This is a genomic window from Mesorhizobium sp. M0633, assembly GCF_040320645.1.
GTDB lineage: Bacteria > Pseudomonadota > Alphaproteobacteria > Rhizobiales > Rhizobiaceae > Mesorhizobium.
The window spans coordinates 260929-276537 of record NZ_JAMYQC010000003.1 but is presented as its reverse complement, the minus strand read 5'-3'; the positions used below and the strand labels follow the sequence as shown (position 1 = coordinate 276537).

The window sequence follows — 15609 nt, the reverse complement described above, 5'->3', positions numbered from 1 at the left end:
TTGATGTGTAGAAAATCAGCGATGCGCGGCGAGCGGCACGACGTTATTCGGCTGCTTGGCGCTGGATGCGAGGAAGCGCTTGATATTGCGCGCCGCTTGCCGGATCCGGTGCTCGTTTTCGACCAGCGCGATGCGCACGTGATCGTCGCCATGCTCGCCGAAGCCGACGCCCGGCGCCACGGCGACGTCGGCGTGCTCGATCAAGAGCTTGGAGAATTCAAGCGAGCCCAGGTGCTTGAACGGCTCCGGGATCGCCGCCCACGCGAACATCGAAGCCGCCGGTGCGGGAATGGTCCAGCCGGCGCGGCTGAAAGCGTCGACCATGACATCGCGGCGTTTGCGGTAGACGTCGCGCACTTCGGCGATGTCGGCGCCGTCGCCGTTGAGTGCATGCGCCGCCGCCACCTGGATTGGCGTGAAGGCGCCGTAGTCGAGATAGGACTTCACTCGCGTCAGCGCCGAGATCAGCCGTTCATTGCCGACCGCAAAACCCATGCGCCAGCCCGGCATCGAAAAGGTCTTCGACATCGAGGTGAACTCGACGGCGACGTCTATGGCGCCCGGCACCTGCAGCACCGAAGGCGGCGGATTGCCGTCGAAATAGATCTCCGAATAGGCAAGATCCGACAGGATGATGATGTCGTTCTTCCTGGCGAAGGCCACCACCTCCTTGTAGAAATCGAGCGAAGCGACCAGTGCCGTCGGGTTGGATGGATAATTGAGGATCAGTGCCAGCGGCTTCGGGATCGAATGGCGGATGCCGCGCTCCAACGCCGGGATGAAGCCGTCGTCCGGCTCGACCTGCAGCGAGCGGATGACGCCGCCGGACATAATGAAGCCGAAGGCGTGGATCGGATAGGTCGGGTTGGGGCACAGGATCACATCGCCGGGGGCGGTGATCGCCTGCGCCATATTGGCAAAGCCCTCCTTCGAGCCGAGCGTCGCCACCACCTGGCTGTCCGGGTCGAGCTTCACACCGAAGCGGCGGGCATAGTAGTTGGCCTGGGCACGACGCAGGCCCGGAATGCCGCGCGACGACGAATAGCGGTGCGTGCGCGGATCGCGTACCACCTCGCAGAGTTTGTCGACGATGGCCTTGGGCGTCGGCAGGTCCGGATTGCCCATGCCAAGGTCGATGATGTCGGCGCCGCGCGAACGGGCGCTGGCCTTCAGCCGGTTGACCTGTTCGAAGACATAGGGCGGAAGCCGGCGGACCTTGTGAAATTCTTCCATGGCAGTTCCAGACAGTGAGGTTGCGGTCGCGCGTATAAGCTTATTTGCAACTAGGGTCGAGAGCGGGGTCGCATTTGCCTTCGATCTGCTTCAGCGCCTCGGCGCCGTGTTTTTTTGCCAGCTGGTCCAGCGCTGCCTGGTCCGCAACCTTGACGCCGCCGCCCTTGGCGGCCTGGCTCTGCTCCTCGGCCTTCAGTTGGGCGAGCTTGGCGTTCTTTTCCTCGTCGGTGAATTGCTCGGCCGCCACCTGCGGCCGGATGTTCAGGTTCGGATAGGAACCGGTGTCCTTCGCGCCGACAAGGCCGGTGGCGGGCGCCGCACCTTCTATGTTGCTGCTCGTGCAACCGGCCATCGCCAACATGACGAGCGCCATGCGGCAAAAACGACCAGTGCCGGAAAAAACGTTCTTGCCAATATTAATCGTCATATTGTTTTCCTGGCGGCCGGGTTAGAGCACATTGGACCCTGTTCGATATCCCATGATAATATGTCAACAAAACGCTTCGGGAGGAACCCTGCGAACCATGTCCAAAACACCCGATTCGGGCAAAGCGGAAGATGACCAACCTTCGACCGTCGAGCAATATCTGGTGAAGGACCCGGAGCGCTTCGCTCTGAACATGGCCCGCATGATCGAGCAGGCCGGCAAAGCCGCCTCGGCATGGGCCGAGCCGCGGGAAAAGGGCGAGGTGCGCGATCACATCGCCGAGCCGGTCGTCGACATGGTGAAGACGTTCTCCAAGCTCACCGAGTACTGGCTCTCCGACCCGCAGCGCGCGCTGGAGGCGCAAACGCGGCTGTTTTCCGGCTACATGACCGTCTGGGCCAACGCCGTCCAGCGCATCGGCGCCGGCGCCGAGGACGCCGAGGACGCGGTCAAGCCCGAGCGCGGTGACAAGCGTTTCCAGGACCCGGAATGGGGCCGCAACGCCTTCTTCGATTTCCTCAAACAGGCGTATCTGGTCACCTCGCGCTGGGCGGCCGAACTGGTCGAGCACGCCGACGGCCTGGACGAGCACACCCGCCACAAGGCCGGCTTTTATGTCAAGCAGGTGTCCAATGCCATCTCGCCGTCGAATTTCATCCTGACCAATCCGGAATTGTTTCGCGAGACTGTCGCCTCCAACGGCGAAAACCTGGTGCGCGGCATGAAGATGCTGGCCGAGGACATTGCCGCCGGCAAGGGCGACCTGAAGCTGCGGCAGGCCGATTATTCGCCTTTCGAGATCGGCAAGAATCTCGCCACCACGCCCGGCAAGGTGGTCGGCCGCAGCGACGTCGCCGAAATCCTGCAATACGAGCCGGCGACCGAGACCGTGCTCAAGCGGCCGCTGCTGATCTGCCCGCCATGGATCAACAAATACTACATCCTCGACCTCAACCCGCAAAAATCCTTCATTCGTTGGGCGGTCGAGCAAGGCCACACCGTCTTCGTCATCTCCTGGATCAACCCGGATGAGCGGCACGGCGCCAAGAGCTGGGAGGCCTATATCAGGGAGGGCCTGCAATACGGCCTCGACACGATCGAGAAGGCCACCGGCGAAAGGCATGTCAACGCCATCGGCTATTGCGTCGGCGGCACGCTGTTGGCGGCAGCGCTGGCCTTGATGGCGCAGGAAGGCGACCACCGCATCAAATCCGCCACCTTCTTCACCACCCAGGTCGATTTCACCTATGCCGGCGATCTAAAAGTGTTCGTCGACGAGGAGCAGGTCGCGGCCGTCGAAAAGGCGATGAACGAAAAAGGCTATCTCGACGGCACCAAGATGGCGACTGCATTCAACATGCTGCGCTCGGGCGACCTGATCTGGCCCTATGTCGTCAACAACTACATGCGCGGCAAGGATCCCCTGCCCTTCGACCTGCTCTACTGGAATGCCGATTCGACCCGCATGGGCGCTGCCAACCATTCCTTCTATTTGCGCAATTGCTATCTCGAGAACAGGCTTTCGCAAGGCATGATGGAACTGGCGGGCCGCACGGTTTCGCTGAAGGACGTTACCATGCCGGTCTACAACCTCGCCTCTAAGGAGGACCATATCGCGCCGGCGCTGTCGGTATTCCTCGGCTCGAAATATTTCGGCGGCGAGGTCGATTACGTCATGGCCGGCTCCGGCCACATCGCCGGGGTCGTCAATCCGCCGGCGGCGCAGAAATATCACTACTCGACCGGCGGCAAGCCGGCCGGCGACTTCGACCAGTGGCTCGCCGGGGCCACCGACCATCCCGGTTCCTGGTGGCCGCACTGGCAACGCTGGATCGAAGCCAGGGACAATACCCGCGTACCGGCCCGCAAACCGGGCGAGCATATGCAAGTTCTAGGCGAAGCCCCCGGCACCTATGTCAAGGTGCGCGTGTAACCATCTGTAATGTGTGGTGAGTTGACGCGCCGCCAAAAGCGGGCGAAATGGTGCCGTCAACCCTGAGCAGCCTTGATTCATCCTCTAGCCGCCAAATTACTTTGAGGCTTGCAGATTTGACACAGGTCTCGTTTCCGGTTCGGGGAACAAGGGTCATTTCGACGAGACGTTTCGACGCCGCGCCAATGACGAACCGGTCGGATATCGAGGGGGAATTTTGTTTTGAGATCAGCAGGATCGCGCCTCGCGAAGGGAGAAAGCCGCGCCATTGTGGCGGCGCTTTTCTCGGTGCTCCTGGCGTCCTGCACCTCGGCCGGCGACCCGACCATGTCGGTCGGCATGCCAGGCTATAATACCTCGGCTACCGAAATCAGCACGGCCGCCGGTGCGCCCCAGGCCAGCACGGCCGCATCATCGTCGCAGATGACGACCGCACAAATGACGATGAATGCCGACGGTGACGCCAACCTTCCCGAGCAGGTGGCCTATGTGCCAGTGGCCAAGCCAGGGGCCAAGCCCGATGCCGGCTTCCCGATCGCCGTTCCCACGGCAGCCGAGACGATCGCGGGACACACGCCGCAGCCGCTGCAACCAAACGCCCAGACGGCCGATCAGGCCGTGGCACAGAACAGTGCTGATGCATCGAAGCCCGACGCCAAGGCCGCAGCGCCGGCGATGAACAACCCGGTCTATGTGACCGCCGGCGAGATGCCGCAGCCACAGGCCTACGCACCGAAGAAAAATTTCCTGGCCTCGCTGTTCAGCGCCACCCCCGCTTCGGCAGCATCGCCGGCCAACAGCAGATCGGGCGGGCAGCCAACGGTCGTGCAGGCCAAGGCGACGCCTGCGGCAAAACCCACCGTTACCCTGGCCTCGGCCAATCCGGCTGAAAAGCCGGTGCAGCTGGTGTCGACGGGCGATACCAGCCACTTCACGGCCGATGCGCTGCCCGGCGTGCGACAGACGGCGCTGTTCGAGATCAAGCGCAAATCCGGCCTCGACGATGAGAGTGACGTCGATCTCAACGAAGACGAAGGTTCGGGTGGCGCCTACCAGGTCGCCTCCGCCGCCGGCCTCGCCCGGCTGGCGCCCAACGGCCTCCTGAAACAGAACGAAAGCGTCGATGTCGCCTGCTTGAAGCCGTCGCTGGTTCGCGTGCTGAAGACGATCGAAGGCCACTACGGCCGCAAGATGACGGTCACCTCCGGCTACCGCGATCCGGCCCGCAACCGCCGCGCCAACGGCGCCAAGAATTCGCTGCACATGTACTGCGCCGCCGCCGACATCCAGGTCCCCGGCGTCTCGAAGTGGGAACTGGCGAGCTACATCCGCACCATGCCGGGCCGCGGCGGCGTCGGCACCTACTGCCACACCGAATCCGTTCACGTCGATGTCGGACCGGAGCGCGACTGGAACTGGCGTTGCCGCAGGCGCGGCTAGGGCGAGGATCTTCCGTCACCGCGAAGGCCCTTCGGCGGCGTTGCATCATGCCGCAAAAACCAGCTTGGCTGTCGGAAAGACGCGGTTTGGAGCCAAAGGAAAAAAGTTGTCGCAGCCGGCGGCAGACGGGTTGCCGGTTTGTCGCGACGCAACTATAAGCGCTCACATCTGAGCGCGCCCATCGTCTAGCGGTCAGGACACCGCCCTTTCACGGCGGTAACAGGGGTTCGATTCCCCTTGGGCGTACCAGCAATTTCAACTTGGCATATGTCTATCGCCAGCGTGATGCTGGCAAGCTTTGCTGGACCCTACCCACTCTGATGGGGATGTCAGCAAAGGCGGCGAAGACAGACTGGGGATTGTGTCGACGGCTTCCTACGCCCGCAGTACCCTCGCCTCGCCGCCGCGCTTGCGCGGAACCATCATGTCCCTGGCAAGCAGGCCGCTCACCCGGCAAAAGGCCATGAAGGCCCGCCATGCGTCTTCGGTCTCGACGATGTCCACCGTGGCGCCAAAACAGGCATTGAACGCGGCCTGGTAGGTTGGTCCCTTCCGGCGAACCGGCCACGTTTGCAAGAAATCGAGCGCCTGCTCGACCGGCTGGCCGGGCACAGGCGCGATCCGCACCGGCACCTCGAATTGCAGTCTGTCCATTCGATCTCTCCCGAACTGACACCCCCGCAGCAACGCCGTTCGTCGCAAAAAATTGCCGTGGCGGCTTAATGCTTGGGCCGCTTCTCGCCTAGAAATGTGTCGTCACTACGGTGGTCAATGAACCCGGCGAAGCATGGGCCGCTGCAGGCAAGGAGAATGCTCCCAGGCATGAATATCGCCGGTCTTCGGCCGTCGCCGGCAGTTCGTCCTTGAACCTTGCGCTTTCCAGTGCCAAATCTGGGGGGATTTCTCTCGCGGGGCTCATCCAGGCCTCGCATCCCTGCAAGACGGACAAAAATGGTCACCTATCTCGACGCCGCCACGGCACCGCTCAGAAACACCGGCCAGATCCGTCTTTACGACGAGGAAGGTTTTGTCGGCATGCGCAAGGCTTGCGATCTCACCGCGCGCTGCCTCGACGAACTGGTACCGATTGTGGCGCCCGGCGTCACCACCGAAGCGATTGATCGCTTCGTCTTCGAGTTCGGGATGGACCATGGCGCGCTTCCGGCGACGCTCAACTACCGTGGCTACACGAAATCATCCTGCACCTCGATCAACCACGTCGTCTGTCACGGTATACCCGACAGCAAGCCGTTGAAGGATGGCGACATCGTCAATATCGACGTCACCTATATCCTCGACGGCTGGCATGGCGACTCCTCGCGCATGTATCCGGTGGGCACGATCAAGCGTGCCGCGGAGCGGCTGCTCGAAGTCACGTATGAGTGCCTGATGCGCGGCATCGCGGCAATCAAGCCGGGCGCCCGAACCGGCGCCATCGGCGCCGCCATCCAGACCTATGCCGAAGCCGAGCGTTGCTCGGTGGTGCGCGATTTCTGCGGCCACGGGGTTGGCCGGCTGTTTCACGACGCGCCGAATATCCTGCATTACGGCAGCGCCAGCGAAGGCGTCGAGATGCGGCCGGGCATGATCTTCACCGTCGAGCCGATGATCAATCTCGGCCGGCCGCATGTGAAAGTGCTGTCGGACGGCTGGACCGCGGTGACGCGCGACCGTTCGCTGTCGGCGCAGTACGAGCACACGATCGGCGTCACCGAGACCGGCTGCGAGATCTTCACGCTGTCGCCAAAAAACCTCGACCGCCCCGGCCTGCGGGCCTAGTGTCTGGCAGATCGGGCGTTACCTTGCCCGGCAAATGCTGGGTGGGGCAGCCATGAACGGTGACGACGACGAGCGGGCCTTCTTTCCCGAAAGGCCAGTGCGATCGCCCGCGAAGGCGGTGGCCGCCGACAAGCCGCATTATCTCGGCCATCGCGACCGCCTGCGCGAGCGCTTCGCCGCCGGTACCAACACCCTCCCCGACTACGAACTGCTCGAGCTTTTATTGTTTCGGCTGATCCCGCGCGCCGACACCAAGCCTGTCGCCAAGGCATTGCTGGCACGCTTCGGTACATTGGCCGAGGTCCTCGGTGCGCCCGTCGAGCGCCTGCAGGAGGTGAAGGGCATCGGCCCGGCGGTGGCGCTCGACCTCAAGGTGGTTGCGGCAACGGCGCAGCGCATGGCGCGCGGCGAGATCGCCGGCCGCGAGCTGTTGTCGACCTGGACGCAGGTTCTCGAATACTGCCGGTCGGTGATGGCCTTCGAGGAGCGCGAGCAGTTCCGCATCCTGTTCCTCGACAAGAAAAACGCGCTGATCGCCGACGAAGTCCAGCAGGTCGGCACCGTCGACCACACACCGGTCTATCCGCGCGAGGTGGTCAGGCGCGCCTTGGAGCTCTCCGCCACGGCGATCATTCTGGCGCATAACCATCCGTCGGGAGACCCGACGCCGTCGCGCGCCGACATCGAGATGACCAAGCTGATCATCGAGACGGCCAAACCGCTTGGCATTGCCGTTCACGACCACATCATCATCGGCAGGAAAGGCCACTCCAGCATGAAGGGCCTGCTGCTGATCTGAGGTTTGGCGTTGTTTTCAGCTTTGTCCGCTGTGCGCCTCTGTACCGCAACGTCAAGGCGGTCGGCTCGATAAATTCTGGCGCCGAGGCTCAGCTGGCCGTGCGCAGGCGTCGCGATCGGACAAAGGTCTTAAGTCCCTCGGAATCGAATGCGTGGCCGAAGGCATAACCCTGCAATATGTCGCAGCCCAGGCCCTTGAGTAGCCGTGCATGCTGCATCGTCTCGACGCCTTCCGCCACGACCTCGATACCCAGCGACTTGCCGATTTCAATGATCGACGAGACAACCTGCCTTCTCTGCGGAGATTTGACGATTGGGGTGACCAGCTGCCGATCTATCTTCAGCCGGCGCGGCTGCAACTTCAGCAAACTGACCATCGAAGCGTAGCCGGTACCAAAATCGTCTATTTCGACGTCAATCCCGAGCTCTTTTATCTGCTCGATATTCCAGGTGACAAGGTCGTCGTTCTCGTCCAGGAAAATCGACTCAACAAGCTCGAACGAAACTGTTCCTTTCTTGATATTTTGTTCTCGCAGGCTCTTGATGAGCTCCTCGTCTTGAAGGCGCCTGGCCGAGACATTGACCGACACCCGCGGAATGTGAAGTTTTGCAGCGGACCACTCTTCGAAATCCGCAAGCGATTGCTTCAATATGGCTTGGTCGATGATCGAGACGACGTTCAGTTCTTCTGCAATCCTCAGGAAGATGTCGGGCGCCAAAATACCCTTTATTGGATGTTTCCACCTCGCCAGCGCCTCAACCCCAACGATTTCGAGCGTCTTTGCGTCAAATTGGGGCTGGTAGAAGGGGATGAACTCGTTGCGCTCGAGGCCGCCGAGAATTTCGTCGGCAATCCGCTTAGTATCGACGATTTCGCTTTGCATCGCGTCGGTGAAGAATTCGTATCGATTGCGGCCCCGCCCCTTTGCTCGGTAAAGCGCGATATCGGCGTTCACCAGCAGGTGTTTGGCTTCGACATCTTTTGCGTTATCGACAGCGATTCCCACGCTGACACCAAAACGGCATCGATGACCCTGATAGTAGACGGGTTCGCGCATCTGGCTGATGATGCGGTCGGCGAGCAGCGCCAGTTGCTTGGTATCGTCGCGCACCACGCACAGAACGATGAATTCGTCTCCCCCGATACGGGCGACGAATCCCTCGTCGCCGACCTTCGACCTGAGCACGGTTGACGCGTGAACCAACATCGCGTCACCGGCGGCGTGGCCCAGCGTATCGTTGATGTGCTTGAACCGATCCAGATCTATGTGAAGCAGTGCCGCGTGCCCGCCTGAGCGCCTGGCGTTTGCCGCGTAATGTTCCAGTACCTGGTCGAGGTAACGCCGGTTGGGCAAGCCGGTCAGCGAATCATGAAGCGCGATGTGCTCTATGCGCGCTTTGGCCGACTCGAGTTCTGCATTTTTCGACTCGGACAGCTGTTTTGCACGAACCAGATCCTTGTTCAGCAGGACGTCGGCAGTCACGTCCCATTCCGCGCCGATCATTTTTGGGGTGTCGTTTGCGACCCGGTAGAGGATCGCCTTCGACCGGACATGACGGATCTCGCCATCCTGACGCACAATCCGGTACTCCGACAAATATGGTCGTCCGCTGGCCACTGCCCTGTCGAAGTCCGCGTTGGCGCCAGCCAAATCATCTGGGTGGATTGCTCCCGCCCAGTCTGGGTAGCCCCGGTGCTCGCCGGTTGGTTTGCCATATATTTCGTTGACGCGATCATCCCACGTAAGCTCGTTGGTCGCGAGATCGTGTTCCCAAACCCCAATAGCCGAAGCTTCCAGAGCGAGTTCCAAGCGTCGTGACAATCGACGCAATTCCGCATAATTGCGCTGTCTTTCGCCAATCAGGCGGCCTGTGACCAGGAAAGGGAACACAACCAAGGCTCCGGCCGTCGCCATGATCGCGCGCAACAACCATGCGTTGCTTGGCGTCGAAGGCCAGCCGTTTTTGGGAATGGCCGCGAGCTGCCACGAGCCGGAAGGAAGCAAAACGTCAGCCGTCACCGGATCGCTTTTGCTGATCTCCTCATTGCCGTAGAATTGACCACCTTGGTGACCGAGGGCGTCCCTGCCGATCAGCGCTACGTCGATCCCGAGATCGTCGTCAAGCAAGCCGCTCGCTCTGTAAAGGCGCTGCACGTCGACAACGGCGGAAATGATACCCCAGAACCTTTCCGTATTGCCAGCGCTCGGCACGAAGACCGGAAAGCGGCCGATGAAGCCTTGTCCTCCCTGTTTCAGGTCGACGGGACCGGCAAGCACCAGCTTGCGTTCGTCTCGCGCCCTTAGCGCAGCCGCACGCTGCCGCTCGTTCTTGCGGTAGTCCAGACCCATCGCCTGCTCGTTACCCTCCATCGGATACATAAGGGAAACGACCAGATCGGGCGCGCCGGCAATATCGTTCAATTGCGAGTCGGCGCCAAACAGATTGCTCGCGAGCGAGGCGAAGCGTTGCTGTCCCATATAGGGCTCGGTCACGACCGCGGCGACCAGTCCACGCACGAGCTGGAGGTTTCCATTGATATTGCCTTCGAGCTTGGCGCGGATGAGATTGACCTTGGTCAGCACGTCCGCACGGACGGCCTGGTCCGAGACGATTTTGTTCTGGTGCTCCGCGAACGCTGCGCTGACAAGGATGACGACAAACGCGATCGCCGCCGGAATATTTGCCGACGAAAAGACGGCCTCCTTGATGCCGTTGAACCTAGCGCGGAAAAAAGCCAATAGGCGATTCCTCAAGTGCCATTTTCAGGTTCTCGGGGTCGACCCGATGAGGAACATTAGCTTTCAATGTTTAATTTGACCTTCATACTCCTGAGAAATTTCATTTTCCGACGGCTGACGCCGGCTGCGATACCGACAGCGATGCTGAAGGCGGGCTGCACGATGCGGACCAACATGAAACGCCAGCTAGATCAGTTTTGTTCGGAAGATCGAGGCGCACGAGCGCCATTGCACATTTCGACGCTCCGACCCGAGTACGTCAGAGCATTGACCTTGGACTAGTGGCCCTCGATCGGCTTGGGAGACACAAGGTATGGTATCTTGCCGACGCTGCGCTTCGTCGCGCCAATGGAATAAGCCATCGGTATCTTGGGAGAGTTCTCCGGCAATCCGTACATATCCTTGCCGGCCCGCACGGCAAATGAAAAGTGCTGCCACGAAACCGTGTCATGCTCATTGAGAAAATCGAGCGTCAGACCAGCTGAAATCAGCGCATTCACCACGTCACTGATCGGGTGAATCCACTCATAATAGCGAGGATGCTTCAAGATGCGATCATCGCCGGTGTAGGTCAGTTCCTCGTTCCAGGCGAGCGGCCGAGCTATCGGCGTTCGCCAGTCGTGCTTCAATTCCAGGGCCGCGGCCTTTCGATCGCACTGAAACATCAATGGATGGCCCTCGGCCATGTAGAGGCGGCCGCCGGGTCGCAGAAGATCGGCAACCACCCGCGCCCAACGGAACACGTCGTCCAGCCAGTTTACCGAACCCCAAGTAACGTAAGCGATATCAAAGGTCCGGCCGAGCGCTTCCACCGCCTCGAACAGTGGCGCTTCCACGAAGCGCACGTCGGTGCCTGCCTTCGCAGCAAAATCCCGCGCCGCCACGATCGCCGTCGGTGAAAAGTCGAGCCCGGTCACGCTGCCTGCGCCGAGATTCTTCAGGCTGATCGTGTCAAGACCGATGTGACACTGCAGGTGGACGATATCCTTGCCGGCGATATCGCCGAGCTCGCGCGTTTCCAGCTCATAGAGATTGGATCCGCCGGCCAGCACATTCTCGATGTGGTAGCTGCCCGTTGTGTCGGTCGAGTGCAGTTCGGCCCGATCATCCCAATTAAGGCGGTTCGCGCCCAGAAACCGTTCCAAATTCCCCCCACCCCTGACTGACGCATGGTAAACAAGTCGTTAAAACACCTTTGCAGCGAAAGCAGCGCGCGTCAATCCGGACCGGGCGGCAGTGCGCCGCCGCTCGCGAAAGCATTAGCCCCGGGAAGGCTTGCTGCTGATCAAAGGCTTCTGGCGCGATCGCCGCGCCCGGCGACAAGACCCCGCAGGCGCTCCCGGACTCCGCCGTCGTGGTCTGTATGTGGATTAGTCGGTTCCTCAGCCCGGCACAGCCACCATCGCGATATTTCTGGAGAGCTCGTTTGTGGGGGCAACTGCGTCTGCCGTGCCGCTCGTGAGTGCTCGGTAGAGTGCCACATAATCGCTGCACATGCGCTCGACCGTGAACCGCTTCTCGAACGTCTGCCGCACTCGTGCGCGATCGAGGCTGTCTATGCGCCGGAGCGCGCCCACGGCTTCCTCCACCGTATCCACGATCCATCCGGACACACCGTCATCGATGATCTCCGGGACGGCGCCACGCCGGAACGCAACCACCGGCGTACCGCAGGCCATTGCTTCGATCGTTACGAGCCCGAAGGGTTCCGGCCAGTCGATCGGAAACAAAAGCGCTATCGCATTGCCCAGAAAATCCGCCTTTTGCCGCTCATCGATCTCGCCAATGAACTACGTTCGAATGCCGCAGCACTTGCGGCTCGACCCTTTCCTTCCAGAACGACTGGTCCACCTTGTCGATCTTGGCGGCGATCTTCAGGGGAAACCCGGCCCGCGCTGCTATTTCTATGGCCGCTTCCGGCCCCTTTTCCGGCGAGATGCGACCGAGAAACGCAAGATAGCCAGAGGTGTTCGGGTGGAATGGTAGAAGATCGCGGGGCAGGCCGTGATGCACGGTTCCAACCCAATTGACGGGCGGCATGGGCCGGCGCTGGTCGAAGGAGATCGAGACCAGGGGAACGTCGTCGAACATCGCATAAAGCTGCGCCAGATCGGGCAGGTCGAGCCTGCCGTGAAGCGTGGTAACCGTTCGTCTGGCAAAATCCCGAATTATGGGGAAGTGCAGGACATCGACGTGGAAATGTAAAACGTCGAATTCATCGGCTCGCCGGCGCACCCGTTCAAGCATCATAACATGGTGCGGACCACCGTCCTGGACCCTGGGGTTCAGGCGCAGCGCGACGTCGCAACACCGCACCAGCTCGGCTGAGGTACGAGAATCGGCGCTGGCGAACAGCGTCACCTCGTGGCCCTGTCGGACAAGTTCTTCGGTCAGATACGAAACAATTCGCTCGGTTCCACCGTAGGTTCGGGGCGGCACGGATTCGGTTAGCGGTGCGATCTGGGCTATTTTCATTTAGAAAATCTTTTCGGCGGCGATCGCCGTCTTTCAAACAAGCTTCGGCGGCAACCAAGACAAGCGAGAGCTTCCCGTTGCGAAGTATTCTATGCAGAGCGTATTTATAGTTGTGCCGTCCGTGCTCCTCCCGTGCAATCAGGTTTCCCTTATTCAACTCCTCTGCATCCAAGAACTGAGATCCATGAGAAATGTTTCACCGGCTCGATAAAAAGACAGAATGAGCTACGCGCCGCCGCCCCGCCGCCCCCTGACAGGCAGGTTTGGATTTGTTCGATCACCACCAATTGATCCAGGCGTGCCGGTGCCGAATGGAACATAAAGCCCGGAATTCAGTTAGATAGCTGGATTTGGCTGGAGTACCGCCAGATGCGGAATTCCAGCCGGGCAGGGCACTACCGTGACACGGAGTGAGCGGCTTCGGGCGCATCTCGCCGAACTCAGGCACCACCTTGCCGAACTCAGGAGCCATAAACGCTCCTTATGGAGGATGCCATGAACCAGTGGACAAACGCCAGGCTCTGTGACGTAGCCAACCTGATCCTTGGGGCAATTCTGTTCTTCTCTCCCTGGATCTTCGCATTTGCGGCAGGCCCGCAGACGCAGAACGCCCTCGGCAGCGGAATCTTGATCGTCGTGCTTTCGGTTGCCGCCCTCGCAGCATTTGCCGTGTGGGAAGAGTGGGTGAACCTGGTCGTCGGACTGTGGGTTCTCGCATCGCCTTGGGTGCTTGGATTCCAGGCGACCACGGCGATGACCGTGCATGTCGTGATCGGCATTCTGGTCGCCGTGCTGGCGGCGATCGAGCTCTGGATGATGTATCAGAACCCGCCGACCCAGTCCGCCGCCTAACAGGCGCAGCCAGCCAGCGCCCTTTTTTGGGCCTGACGGATCTATCGGTCGTCTGCCGGTCTCTCGGCAACAGCCGCCGGAGGCCGGGCAGGCGGCGTTTGTTTGGACGAGAATAGGAAGGATGGCGCATTATGGTCGGTGACAATCCGCGTTCGACGGCCAGGATTGCGGGACATCCTATTCATCCGATGCTCGTGCCATTTCCGATCGCCTGCTTCGTCGGCATCCTGCTGACGGATCTAGCCTATTGGCGAACAGCGGAGATGATGTGGGCTGACTTCTCCGCTTGGCTGGTTACCGTCGGCGTGATCATGGGCTGCCTAGCAGCGATCGCGGGGCTGATCGATTTCCTGGCCAATCCGCTGATAAGGGCACAGCCCCCCGCCTGGCCGCACGTGCTCGGCAATCTTCTGGCGCTGGCGTTATCCATCATCAACATGCTCGTGCACACCCGCGATGCATGGACCTCCATCGTGCCTACCGGCTTGATCCTCTCGGCGGTTGTCGTGCTCATCCTCATCTTCACTGGTTGGCTGGGCTGGTCCATGGTGTACCGGCATCACGTCGGAGTGGCGGATTGATGCGCATAGCAAGCTCCATCGGTCAGACCAGGCGCATCGCGGTGTCCGTCCTCATTTGCACTGCGGCGATCACTCTTGCAGCGTGCAGCGGCAACGACCCGGATCCCAGCAGTCAGATAGGGCCGAATCCAAACCTGCCGGAGCCGATCCAATATTTCTTCCCGCCCATGCATCTCGCTTCCGTGGTCGGATGGAAGAACGACGAAAAGCCGACCGTCGCGCAGGGGCTGCAGATCCAGGCTTATGCCCACGGCTTGCAGCATCCGCGGTCGCTTTACGTGCTGCCCAATGGCGACGTCCTGGTGGTCGAGTCCAAGGCGCCGGGTGGCGACCCGATCAAACGGCCCAAGGATTTGGTGATGGGCTGGATCGAATCCTGGGTCACCTCGGGCGGCGACAGCGGCCCAAGCAACCGCATTACGCTGCTGCGCGACACCGATGGCGATGGCAAGCCGGAGCTGACCAGCGTATTCCTCGACCACCTGAGCTCCCCCTTTGGCGTGGCGCTGGTGGGAAGCGATCTCTACGTCGCCAATACCGACTCCATCGTCCGCTATCCCTACAACACCGGTGACACAAAGATCACCGTGCCCGGAACGCCGCTAACCGCCCTGCCCGGCGGCCCGATCGACCACCATTGGACGAAGAGTCTGGTGGCAAGCCCCGACGGCTCGCTGCTCTATGTCGGCATCGGCTCGAACAGCAACGTCGCCGAAAACGGCATCGAGGCAGAGAAGAACCGCGCCGCCATCTGGCAGGTAGACAGGGCCACCGGCCGGTCGCGCATTTTCGCCAGCGGTTTGCGCAATCCAAACGGCCTGAGCTGGGAGCCGCAGACCGGGGCGCTCTGGGCAGTGATCAATGAGCGCGACGAGCTCGGCCCCAATCTCGTGCCGGATTATCTGACCTCGGTAAAGGATGGCGGCTTCTACGGATGGCCATACAGCTATTACGGCCAGCATCTCGATCCCCGCGTCATGCCCCAACGTCCGGACCTGGTCGCAAAAGCGATCGTTCCGGATTATGCACTGAGTTCCCACGTCGCCCCTCTGGGACTGGCCTTCTATACGGCAACCAGCCTTCCCGAGGCATATCGCGGCGGCGCCTTCGTTGGCGAGCATGGCAGCTGGAACCGCACGCGCTTCAATGGCTACAAGGTAGTGTTCGTACCATTCAGCGGCGGCCGTCCGAGCGGCGTCGCTACCGACGTGGTGACTGACTTCCTGGACAAGGACAACAAGGCGCGCGGCCGGCCTGTCGGCCTAGCTGTAGACAAAACCGGGGCCCTGCTCATCGCCGACGACGTCGGCAACACAGTTTGGCGGGTGACATCTGCCGGCCAATAAAGTG

General features: G+C 61.1%; 12 protein-coding genes, 1 tRNA gene and 1 pseudogene. 8 read left to right on the top strand and 6 right to left on the bottom strand.

Going from position 1 to position 15609, the window contains the following annotated elements:
- Positions 1 to 15 precede the first annotated feature (15 nt).
- Both NKI47_RS04885 and NKI47_RS04880 read right to left on the bottom strand, forming a co-directional pair.
- Positions 16 to 1233 (bottom strand): LL-diaminopimelate aminotransferase, encoded by a 1218-nt coding sequence (locus NKI47_RS04885; protein ID WP_352587931.1) that lies wholly within the window; start codon positions 1231 to 1233, stop codon positions 16 to 18.
- A 40-nt stretch (positions 1234 to 1273) separates the two neighbouring features.
- Positions 1274 to 1660 (bottom strand): hypothetical protein, encoded by a 387-nt coding sequence (locus tag NKI47_RS04880; RefSeq protein ID WP_352587928.1) that lies wholly within the window; start codon positions 1658 to 1660, stop codon positions 1274 to 1276.
- 97 nt (positions 1661 to 1757) lie between these two features.
- On the opposite strand from NKI47_RS04880, the gene phaC reads away from it, so the two are divergent.
- The 3 genes from phaC (at position 1758) to NKI47_RS04865 (ending at position 5282) form a co-directional block, all read left to right on the top strand.
- Positions 1758 to 3593 (top strand): class I poly(R)-hydroxyalkanoic acid synthase, encoded by a 1836-nt coding sequence (gene phaC / locus NKI47_RS04875; RefSeq protein ID WP_352587925.1) that lies wholly within the window; start codon positions 1758 to 1760, stop codon positions 3591 to 3593.
- Positions 3594 to 3920: 327 nt separating this feature from the next.
- On the top strand, positions 3921 to 5033 hold the full coding sequence (locus NKI47_RS04870; RefSeq protein ID WP_352568992.1) for a YcbK family protein: 1113 nt from the start codon (positions 3921 to 3923) through the stop codon (positions 5031 to 5033).
- Between the two features lie 174 nt (positions 5034 to 5207).
- A tRNA-Glu gene (locus NKI47_RS04865) sits at positions 5208 to 5282 on the top strand.
- Positions 5283 to 5408: 126 nt separating this feature from the next.
- On the opposite strand, the gene NKI47_RS04860 is transcribed toward NKI47_RS04865, so the two are convergent.
- Positions 5409 to 5687 (bottom strand): DUF982 domain-containing protein, encoded by a 279-nt coding sequence (locus NKI47_RS04860; protein WP_352587922.1) that lies wholly within the window; start codon positions 5685 to 5687, stop codon positions 5409 to 5411.
- A 297-nt stretch (positions 5688 to 5984) separates the two neighbouring features.
- Between NKI47_RS04860 and map the strand changes: the two genes are divergently transcribed.
- Complete coding sequence (map, locus tag NKI47_RS04855) at positions 5985 to 6812, top strand: type I methionyl aminopeptidase (protein WP_352454462.1); 828 nt, start codon at positions 5985 to 5987, stop codon at positions 6810 to 6812.
- Between the two features lie 52 nt (positions 6813 to 6864).
- A complete protein-coding gene (gene radC, locus NKI47_RS04850; protein ID WP_023678891.1) occupies positions 6865 to 7611 on the top strand; it encodes a RadC family protein in 747 nt (248 codons plus the stop codon).
- An 88-nt stretch (positions 7612 to 7699) separates the two neighbouring features.
- Here radC and NKI47_RS04845 read toward each other — a convergent pair whose 3' ends face one another.
- The 3 genes and pseudogenes from NKI47_RS04845 to NKI47_RS04835 all read right to left on the bottom strand — a co-directional run bounded on the left by NKI47_RS04845 (position 7700) and on the right by NKI47_RS04835 (position 12826).
- A complete protein-coding gene (locus NKI47_RS04845; protein ID WP_352588017.1) occupies positions 7700 to 10279 on the bottom strand; it encodes a bifunctional diguanylate cyclase/phosphodiesterase in 2580 nt (859 codons plus the stop codon).
- A 350-nt stretch (positions 10280 to 10629) separates the two neighbouring features.
- The gene (locus tag NKI47_RS04840; RefSeq protein WP_352587918.1) at positions 10630 to 11496 is read right to left on the bottom strand and encodes a class I SAM-dependent methyltransferase; all 867 of its coding nucleotides are present in this window, start codon (positions 11494 to 11496) and stop codon (positions 10630 to 10632) included.
- Positions 11497 to 11733: 237 nt separating this feature from the next.
- Positions 11734 to 12826 (bottom strand): annotated as a pseudogene (locus tag NKI47_RS04835) (glycosyltransferase family 4 protein).
- A 495-nt stretch (positions 12827 to 13321) separates the two neighbouring features.
- Here NKI47_RS04835 and NKI47_RS04830 point away from each other — a divergent pair.
- The 3 genes from NKI47_RS04830 (at position 13322) to NKI47_RS04820 (ending at position 15605) form a co-directional block, all read left to right on the top strand.
- Positions 13322 to 13678, top strand: coding sequence for an SPW repeat protein (locus NKI47_RS04830; RefSeq protein ID WP_023678896.1), 357 nt, complete (start codon positions 13322 to 13324; stop codon positions 13676 to 13678).
- A gap of 131 nt (positions 13679 to 13809) precedes the next feature.
- Positions 13810 to 14259 carry a DUF2231 domain-containing protein gene (locus NKI47_RS04825; RefSeq protein ID WP_352587915.1) on the top strand — a complete coding sequence of 150 codons (450 nt, stop codon included), beginning with the start codon at positions 13810 to 13812 and terminating at the stop codon, positions 14257 to 14259.
- A complete protein-coding gene (locus NKI47_RS04820) occupies positions 14259 to 15605 on the top strand; it encodes a PQQ-dependent sugar dehydrogenase (protein ID WP_352587912.1) in 1347 nt (448 codons plus the stop codon). Before NKI47_RS04825 ends, NKI47_RS04820 begins: the two co-directional genes overlap by 1 nt.
- Positions 15606 to 15609 lie beyond the last annotated feature (4 nt).